Raw genomic sequence first — 8605 nt, forward strand, 5'->3', positions numbered from 1 at the left:
GACGAAAACTTATGAATAAAGCAGGTTAAAAACAGCAAAACTCAATGATTTGTTAGTTAATTCCTGTCTATAAAGTCAGGAAAGTTTTTTGCTTATCATGTATCTGTTTCAGAAAGTGCCAATTGCAAGGCTTGCGAAGCCGCCAAAAACGCAGTTTACTTTTCGTAAATGAGTATTTTGGCGGCGAGCGTAACACAGCAAATGGTACTTTATGGACAGACACTATTTACGTTTGGGTTAACGTGCTTAATGCAACAACAATCATCTTTTGTCTTATATCTATGAGCCCGGTCTAAAAAAGCATCTTTGTTGCCAAACTCTGTGTTGTTTAAAATTTTTGCATCCTCATTAACAGCAAGTTAACTCCGGTACAAAAATTTAAAACGCCTTGATTTTGACAAAAATATGCTTTTTATACCGCACTCATCTAACAAATCTAACAATCTAACCTCTATAATATCTCATTATACTCCACTATATGCACTAAATCCGCCGTCTACCGGAACAACAATTCCCGTAATAAATTCCGACCAGTCGGACAGCAAAAAAACCAAAGTTCCTGTAAGTTCTTCAGGGGTTCCGTATCGTTCCATCGGAGTGCCGTTTATGATTTTTTTACCCCTGGCTGTTGATTCTCCTGTCTTTTCATCAACCAATAAAAAACGGTTTTGGTTGGTAAGCAAAAAGCCCGGTGCAATGGCATTTACCCTTACACCTGTTTTTGCAAAATGAACAGCCAACCATTGCGTAAAGTTGTTAATAGCTGCCTTTGAGGCCGAATAGGCGGGAATTTTTGTAAGCGGTCGGTACGAATTCATTGAAGAGATGTTAACAATACCACCTCTTTGTTTTTTGACCATATCACTTGCAAAAACGAGGGTAGGGAGCAGCGTTCCTTTAAAATTGAGATCAAAGGTTTTTTTGAAGCCTTCCAGTTCCAGTCCGAAAAATGTATCTTCCAGATGTTCCAGATCCGAGGGTTCAATTTTTTCTACTTTCGAGGTGGCTGTTGGAGCATTCCCGCCCGCTCCGTTAATCAGATAGTCTATGGAACCAAGCTCTTTATTAATTCCTTTTTTTGCCGCTTCAAGACTGCTTTTGTCCAATACATTGGCGGCGAATCCAATGCTTTTAGTTCCATACTGTTCCCTGATTTCATCAGCCACTTTGTCGGCATTTTCTTTTTTGAGATCGAGGATGGCTGTTTTTACACCTTTCATGGCCAGTGCTTTGGACATTACGGAGCAGATTACTCCGCCACCACCTGTAATAACAGCCACCTTTCCTTCGAGATTCAAATCTTTAATTGGCGTTGTCATGATTTTGTAGATTTTATTTCCTGAATTGTTTTGGTTAGCTCTTTGACTTTTGTTGTAAGTGTTTTAAAATCACCTTTTTCAATAATATCTTTTGGAAATAGTTTTGACCCCATTCCCACACAGGTGACTCCGGCTTCGAACCATCTTTGAAGGTTCTCTTTTGATGTGTCTACCCCTCCGGTAGGCATGATGCTGGTCCAGGGACAGGGGCCTTTCACTGCTTTAACAAAGGAGGGACCGCCTACTTCGGAGGCCGGAAATATTTTTACGATTTCCGCACCCAGTTCTTCAGCTTTCCCAATCTCCGAAACAGAACCGCAACCGGGGGCCCACATAATTTTTCTGCGGTTACAGATACGTGCCATGTTTTCGTTGAGAAGCGGAGATACAATGAAATTTGCTCCTGCCTGAATGTATATGGCCGCAGTCGCCTCATCGACAACCGATCCCGCGCCAAGTATCATACCGGGGAGTTCCTTCAATGCATATTTGTTAAGTTCGCTGAATATTTCATTGGCGAAATCACCCCTGTTTACCCATTCAAAGGCCCGGATACCTCCGTCGTAACAAGCTTTTAATACTTTTTTAGCAATATTGAGGTCGGCATGAAAAAAAACAGGAACAACACCCGTTTCCTTCATTGTAAGGAATACTTCTATTCTTGTATATTTTGCCATTCTTTGTTTGTTTGGTTTCAGACAATTTGCGGTTTGAGGCAATTGTGTTCTTCGAATAAAACTAACGGGACACCCTGCCTGAAGCATCACCGCTCATTAGTTTTTCAACTTCTTCTACAGTTACCTGGTTAAAGTCACCATGAATGGTATGCTTCAGACAAGAAGCTGCAGTGGCGAATCTGAGGGCTTTTTCATCGTCATTGTAAGTCAGTAAACCGTAAATCAGACCGCCCATGAATGAGTCACCACCACCTACACGGTCAACAATATGCGTTATTTGGTAAGTAGGTGCGGTGTAAAGATTTTTGCCGTCATACAATACACCAGACCAGCTGTTGTGACTGGCACTGATTGAACCCCTTAATGTTGTAATTACCTTTTTAACCCGTGGGTACTGCTTCATTATTTGTTCGGAAACACTGCGGTAAGCTTCTGCTTCTACGTGCCCGCCTGTGATGTCTACTCCTTCGGGTTTTATGCCAAGTACCATTGCGGCATCTTCTTCGTTTCCGAGGACTATGTCACATCCCGACACCAATTCTGGCATTACCTCATTGGCTTTTTTGCCATATTTCCAAAGGTTTTTTCGGTAATTAAGATCACAAGAGACAGTAATTCCTTTTTTGTTTGCTGTTTTGATGGCCTCGAGGCAGGCATCAGCTGCCCCCTGTGATACTGCCGGCGTTATGCCTGTCCAGTGAAACCAGTTGGCATCTCTGAAGATCTCATCCCAGTCGAACAGGCCGGAACCAACTGTTGCAAACGAAGAGTGAGCACGGTCATAAATCACCTTGCTGGGGCGTGCTACGGCACCTGTTTCAAGAAAATAAATTCCCAGACGTTCTCCGCCATGGGTTATCTTGCTTGTGTCCACTCCGTATTTTTCGAGTTCCATTCGGCAGGCTCTCCCCAGGTCGTTATTGGGGAGACGGGTTACAAAACGTGATTCTATACCGTAATTTGCAAGAGAAACAGCAACGTTGGCTTCGCCGCCACCAAAATTGGCATCGTATGATGCCGCTTGCGAAAAACGTAGAAATCCCGGCGTCGAAAGCCTGAGCATAATCTCTCCAAATGTTACAACTCTTTTTTCTGACATGATTATTTATCTTACTTACAAATACTAACTACTATTGACTATTGACTATTGACTATTGACTATTGACTATTGACTGCTATCCTAAAATCCAAAATACGATTTGGCATTTTTATATGATATTCCCTCAACCAGATTCTTTAGTATTTCAGGATCGTTTGGGATAACTCCTTTATCTACTTCATTGCCAATATAATTACAGGCAATTCTCCTGTAATATTCATGTCTGGGATAGGATAAGAAGCTTCTTGAATCGGTGACCATCCCTACGAACCTGGAAAGGAGGCCCAAAGCAGAAAGGTCGGCCAGATGTTTCTCCATGCCGGTTTTCTGATCCAGAAACCACCAAGCTGCTCCGTATTGCATTTTGCCCGTGACAGTGCCGTCCTGGAAATTACCGATCATGGTTACGAACATTTCGTTATCGGCAGGGTTAAGGTTGTAAAGAATGGTTTTTGCCAGTTGATTATTAACATCAAGACTGTCGAGAAAACGCGATATTTTATAGCTGTCCTGCGGATTTGCAATGGAGTCGAATCCGGTATCCGGACCCAGTTTGTTGAAGAGCCTGGTGTTATTATTGCGCATAGCACCCAGATGAAACTGCTGAACCCATCCACGTTTTTGGTTGAGTTTGCACAATTCCTGCATCATTCTAAACCGGTATCCTTCTGTCTCCGTCTTGTTGAGTTTGCTGCCACCTCTAATCTTTTTAAAAGCTTCTTCAGGATTTGATCCTGCATCTTCTGAATAATACATTCTGTCCAGACCATGGTCCGATGCCCTGCATCCAGCTTCATGGAAGAAGGCATGCCGCTCATCAAGCACGGCAAGGAGGTCGCCGAATGTTGATATGCTTTTCCCCGATGCCTCTTCCAATTTTTCAATATAGTTATTGAAAGTTTTCGGATTCTCGGTTTTAATAAGGTTATCAGGCCTCCAGGTAGGGCGAACCTGTACATCGAAATCCTTTAATTTGATATGATATTCCAGGTTGTCAACCGGATCATCGGTTGTCCCTACCATTTCCACTTTCATTCTTTTCAGAAGATTTTGGGTTGAAAACGCTTCCTGTTTAAGCATTTCAGAAGCTTTGTGGTAAATGGAATCTGCGGTTTTCGGATTGAGAAGTTCGAATATATTGAAGTGACGGGCAAGTTCAAGATGTGTCCAGTGATAAAGAGGATTTCCTACAGTATTGGGAACTGTTTCGGCCCATTTCAAGAATTTTTCATAAAAGGAAGGTGAGCCTGTGCAGTACTCTTCGTTAATACCATTTGTTCGCATGGCGCGCCATTTATAATGGTCACCGGCCAGCCATACTTCCCCCAGGTTGTCGAAGTTGTGGTTTTCTGCTATCAGTTTTGGCGACAAATGACAGTGAAAGTCGATGATGGGCTGGTTCTCTGCATATTCATGGTAAATTTTTCGGGCTGTTTTTCCTTCCAGTAAGAAATCGGGATGGATGAACTTTTTCATGGCAGATATGAATTTTGATTATTTCAGATTTCGTTAACGAACACGAAGATAAAATAAACTTTTTCCATGGTCAAGTTTTTTTCGAAATATTTCTCTTGTTTTGGAGTCTATGATGGGGTTTAAAATATTTAAAAGTAGGGTGTATTTTATCGCAGGTGTTTTGTAAGTACTTAAAAAACTGAACCTATAACGATCGGAATATTTTTTCTTTTACTTTTTCGGATGATGTTTCTTTTTCTTTTGCTCGGCTTATTATTCATCTTTCTGTTTTGATTAAGATAAACTTGAAAATAAAAAAACAATGTCGAAATTTTGTGTTTTTTGTGCAAACGTTTGTATTTTTGTAAAAGTAATTGTTTCAAAGATGACTAAAAACGCGTTACCATAACAGACATCGCGAATGAAATGGGGATAACTCCTTCTACAGTGTCTCGTGCGCTGGCCGGGAATGAGCGTGTTAGTTCCAAAACCCGGGCTGAAGTTCTTAGGGTTGCGACAGGAATGGGATATCAGCCCAATATTTTAGCAGCATCGTTGAGAAAAGGAACAAGCGATACGGTTGGCATGATTGTCCCCAGGATCAACCGCCATTTCTTTAGTCATGTTATTAGCGGTGTGGAGGCCATACTTAACCCAGCCGGATTTAGTCTGTTGATCAGCCAGACTCATGAAAGAGAAGAGGATGAACATAAAGCTGTACACACTTTGTTGAGAAACAGAGTGAGTGCCATTATTGTTTCGCATTCTGTCGAAACCAGGAATTTTGATCACTATGATAAAATTGTATCGGAAGGTATTCCTTTAGTGCAGTTTGACCGTGTAACTGAGACAATTGCAGGGCCACGTATTGTTAATGACAATTTTTTGGGGGCCTTGCGCAGTACACGTCATCTTATACGGAATAATTGCAGGCGAATTGCTCATTTTGCCGGGTCACTTCACGTTAATGTTTACCGCGAACGTTTTGAAGGATACAAATATGCACTTCAGCAAAATGGAATTGATTTCGACTCCGGGCTGCTTGTTGAAAATTGCATACTTCAGGAGACCGGGGGCGATGCAGCGGAAGAATTGTATCGTGCCGGAAAAATCGATGCCATATTTGCAGCCAGTGATTTTTCTGCTCTCGGTGCATTGAGAAGACTGAAAAGAATGGGAGTTGCAATACCGGAAGAAATAAAGATATCGGGGTTTGCCAATGAGCCCTTCGCTGCTTTGGTTGATCCCGGACTGACCTCTGTTGAACAAAACGCTTTTGAAATGGGAAATCAGGTGGCCAGAGCCATTATAAATAATATTGGCAGGGATGATTTTGTGAATGAGGAAATCCATGTTCCGGTGAGACTCATTCCGCGATCATCCTCGTTAACCACTGGTGCAACAATTTCTATACAGAATTCGGAATTCAATTCAAATTTGTAAAGATTACTGGTATGATATTCAGATATATAATCGGGCTTTTGTTGAGACGCACGGCCGTGCCTCTTTACTTTCCCCGCTGTCTATCTCTGTGTTCCTCTGTGTTCTCTGTGGTGAATTCTCAGCCTCAACCTCAGCCTCAGCCTCAGCCACCAGTTCTTGCAAGCAAGCGGCAGAGACGAGCGAACAAATCAACAAATCAACCTAATCCCCAATTAACCTAACCCCCAATTACCCAGATATGTTTAATCATTTAAAAAGGATATAGTTATGAATTACGAATTAAGGTATGCAGCGCATCCTGAAGATTTCAAGAGTTATGATACCAGTAGAATTCGTCAGGATTTTTTGATCGAAAATGTGATGGTTCCAGGAGAAATAAATGTGGTTTACACACTTTATGACCGATTGATAGTCGGAGGCGCCGTTCCAACAGATAAGCCGTTAAAACTGGAGCCATTTAATGAGATCAAAGCCGATTATTTTCTGCAAAGGCGCGAACTGGGCATCATCAACATTGGTGGAGATGCAAAAGTAACTGCCGATGGTAATGTTTATGAATTAGGGTATAAAGAGGCGCTATATCTGGGGAATGGCAACAGGGATGTAATATTTGAGTCTGTTGATCCTGAAAAACCTGCTCATCTGTATATGAACAGTGCCACTGCCCACAAACAGAATCCAAACAAAAAGATTACACTCGACATGGCAGTTATAGCGGATTTGGGTTCAAAAGAGAGTGCTAATAAGCGCCGTATTAACAAATTAATTGTCAATGATGTTACGCCAACCTGTCAGGTACAGATGGGAATTACCGAGCTGAAAACCGGCAGTGTGTGGAATACCATGCCGCCTCACCTGCATACAAGAAGGATGGAGGCCTATCTCTATTTCGAGGTTCCTGAAAATGAGGCTATATGTCATTTTATGGGACAGCCAGGAGAAACACGTCATATCTGGATGAAGAACGAACAAGCTGTTATTTCGCCATCGTGGAGCATTCATAGTGCATCGGGAACGTCCAATTATTCCTTTATTTGGGGGATGGCCGGTGAAAACCAGGACTTTGGTGATATGGATCATTATACCCAGCAGGAATTGCGATAGAACGCCGCAACAAAGAGTTGGGCAAAAAGAGACTTTCAGGAGTGAACTCAATGATAGAACCTTAGATTTGTAGATATAAGATTTAGATAACATCTAACAATCTAACAGTCTAACAATCTAACAATCTAACAGTCTAACAATCTAACAATCTAACACTACTTCATTATGAGTTTTATAAATAATTTATTCGATTTATCCGGACAGGTTGCCCTGGTTACAGGTGGCAGCCACGGAATTGGTATGGCTATTGGAAAAGCACTTGGCAAAGCTGGTGCTAAAGTGGTTATTAACGGAAGGTCACAGGAAAAGCTGGAAAAAAGTAAACGAGAATTTGAAGCAGAAGGGGTTGATGCATATGTCCTGGCCTTTGACGTTACAAAAGAGGATGATGTTGATAAAGGTATTTCAACCATAGAGAAAGAGGTGGGGTCGGTCGATATACTGGTCAATAATGCGGGAATGATAAAACGGGTACCTATTCTTGAAATGCCTGTTTCAGAGTTTAAAGAGGTTATTGATGTAGATCTTGTTTCGCCGTTTATTGTGTCAAAACGGGTGGTTCCGGGAATGATAAAAAGAAGACAGGGGAAGATCATTAATCTGTGTTCCATGATGAGTGAGTACGGACGTAATTCGGTTTCTGCTTATGCCTCTGCAAAAGGGGGATTGAAACTACTTACCGCGAACATGACCTGCGAATGGGCAAAGTATAATATTCAGGTCAACGGTATTGGGCCCGGCTACATTGCTACCGAGCAAACCGCACCTATTCGGGAGGGAAATCATCCGTTCAATGAACTGGTGATGACCCGTACGCCTGCTGGTCGTTGGGGTACTCCTGATGATGTTGGAAATGCGGCACTTTTCCTGGCCAGTAAAGCCAGTGATTTTGTGAATGGACATGTTCTTTATGTTGATGGCGGAATTCTCGCCAATTTCGGTTACGTTAAAGGTGAAAACGAAGTAAACCCTTAAAAATAGTATAATTATGCTGACCAGAAAATTGCCTTTTATTATTGGTTTAACGGTTTTTGCGGGGGGGTGTAATGGCCCTCAGAGTGGATATGTTGTCGAAAACAATCTTGATATCCCGTTGGCTGACAAAGCCGTTGTGCTCACATATGAAGAAGTTAACGAATACCTTCCGGAAGATGTTGGAGACAACTATGTTGTAGTGGTTGATGAAAAGGGCGAGAGATTGCCAACCCAGTGTGATGACCTCGATGGTGACGGCAATTGGGACGAAATGGCATTTCTTGTTTCCTTGAAGGCGGGCGAATCGAAAACACTTTATTTTAACACTGTTACCAGGGATCAGATGCCTGAATTTCCTAAACGAACCAATATCAGATTTGGCTATAAAGAGCCTCCTTACGAGGAAGTGACCAATGAAGAACGGCTAAAGTCCACTGACAGCCCTACAATTTCAGCTGTCTTTCAGATGGAGGGGCCGGCCTGGGAAAACGATCTGGTAGGTTTCAGAAACTATTATGATGCCCGAAACGGAA

8 protein-coding genes are annotated in these 8605 nt (G+C 42.1%); 4 read left to right on the forward strand and 4 right to left on the reverse strand.

What is annotated here, in order from left to right; all coding sequences use genetic code 11:
- Nucleotides 1-464: 464 nt before the first annotated feature.
- From OQ5_RS0103780 to uxaC, 4 genes are all read right to left on the reverse strand, one after another.
- Nucleotides 465-1319: an SDR family oxidoreductase gene (locus OQ5_RS0103780; protein WP_016776223.1), complete on the reverse strand. Its 855-nt coding sequence runs from the start codon at nucleotides 1317-1319 to the stop codon at nucleotides 465-467.
- Complete coding sequence (locus OQ5_RS0103785) at nucleotides 1316-1996, reverse strand: bifunctional 4-hydroxy-2-oxoglutarate aldolase/2-dehydro-3-deoxy-phosphogluconate aldolase (RefSeq protein ID WP_016776224.1); 681 nt, start codon at nucleotides 1994-1996, stop codon at nucleotides 1316-1318. The genes OQ5_RS0103780 and OQ5_RS0103785 overlap by 4 nt, the downstream gene beginning before the upstream one ends.
- Before the next feature lie 61 nt (nucleotides 1997-2057).
- Nucleotides 2058-3095 (reverse strand): sugar kinase, encoded by a 1038-nt coding sequence (locus tag OQ5_RS0103790; protein ID WP_016776225.1) that lies wholly within the window; start codon nucleotides 3093-3095, stop codon nucleotides 2058-2060.
- Between the two features lie 81 nt (nucleotides 3096-3176).
- The gene (gene uxaC, locus OQ5_RS0103795; RefSeq protein ID WP_016776226.1) at nucleotides 3177-4571 is read right to left on the reverse strand and encodes a glucuronate isomerase; all 1395 of its coding nucleotides are present in this window, start codon (nucleotides 4569-4571) and stop codon (nucleotides 3177-3179) included.
- Between the two features lie 393 nt (nucleotides 4572-4964).
- Here uxaC and OQ5_RS0103805 point away from each other — a divergent pair, with 393 nt between their 5' ends.
- The 4 genes from OQ5_RS0103805 to OQ5_RS0103820 form a co-directional block, all read left to right on the forward strand.
- Nucleotides 4965-5993 (forward strand): LacI family DNA-binding transcriptional regulator, encoded by a 1029-nt coding sequence (locus tag OQ5_RS0103805; protein WP_255297372.1) that lies wholly within the window; start codon nucleotides 4965-4967, stop codon nucleotides 5991-5993.
- Nucleotides 5994-6260: 267 nt separating this feature from the next.
- Nucleotides 6261-7097 (forward strand): 5-dehydro-4-deoxy-D-glucuronate isomerase, encoded by an 837-nt coding sequence (gene kduI / locus OQ5_RS0103810; RefSeq protein ID WP_016776229.1) that lies wholly within the window; start codon nucleotides 6261-6263, stop codon nucleotides 7095-7097.
- A 165-nt stretch (nucleotides 7098-7262) separates the two neighbouring features.
- Nucleotides 7263-8072, forward strand: coding sequence for a gluconate 5-dehydrogenase (locus OQ5_RS0103815; RefSeq protein ID WP_016776230.1), 810 nt, complete (start codon nucleotides 7263-7265; stop codon nucleotides 8070-8072).
- A gap of 13 nt (nucleotides 8073-8085) precedes the next feature.
- Nucleotides 8086-8605: DUF4861 family protein (locus OQ5_RS0103820; RefSeq protein ID WP_016776231.1), on the forward strand; the 520-nt coding region annotated here is incomplete at its 3' end.

The sequence above is a fragment of the Anaerophaga thermohalophila str. Valhall genome (assembly GCF_000250735.1).
Lineage (GTDB): Bacteria > Bacteroidota > Bacteroidia > Bacteroidales > Marinilabiliaceae > Anaerophaga > Anaerophaga thermohalophila_A.

What these genes read in the sequence shown, in the direction of transcription:
- OQ5_RS0103780 (WP_016776223.1), bottom strand. Translation starts at nt 1,319, where the DNA reads ATGACAACGCCAATTAAAGATTTGAATCTCGAAGGAAAGGTGGCTGTT.
- OQ5_RS0103785 (WP_016776224.1), bottom strand. Translation starts at nt 1,996, where the DNA reads ATGGCAAAATATACAAGAATAGAAGTATTCCTTACAATGAAGGAAACG.
- OQ5_RS0103790 (WP_016776225.1), bottom strand. Translation starts at nt 3,095, where the DNA reads ATGTCAGAAAAAAGAGTTGTAACATTTGGAGAGATTATGCTCAGGCTT.
- uxaC (WP_016776226.1), bottom strand. Translation starts at nt 4,571, where the DNA reads ATGAAAAAGTTCATCCATCCCGATTTCTTACTGGAAGGAAAAACAGCC.
- kduI (WP_016776229.1), top strand. Translation starts at nt 6,261, where the DNA reads ATGAATTACGAATTAAGGTATGCAGCGCATCCTGAAGATTTCAAGAGT.
- OQ5_RS0103815 (WP_016776230.1), top strand. Translation starts at nt 7,263, where the DNA reads ATGAGTTTTATAAATAATTTATTCGATTTATCCGGACAGGTTGCCCTG.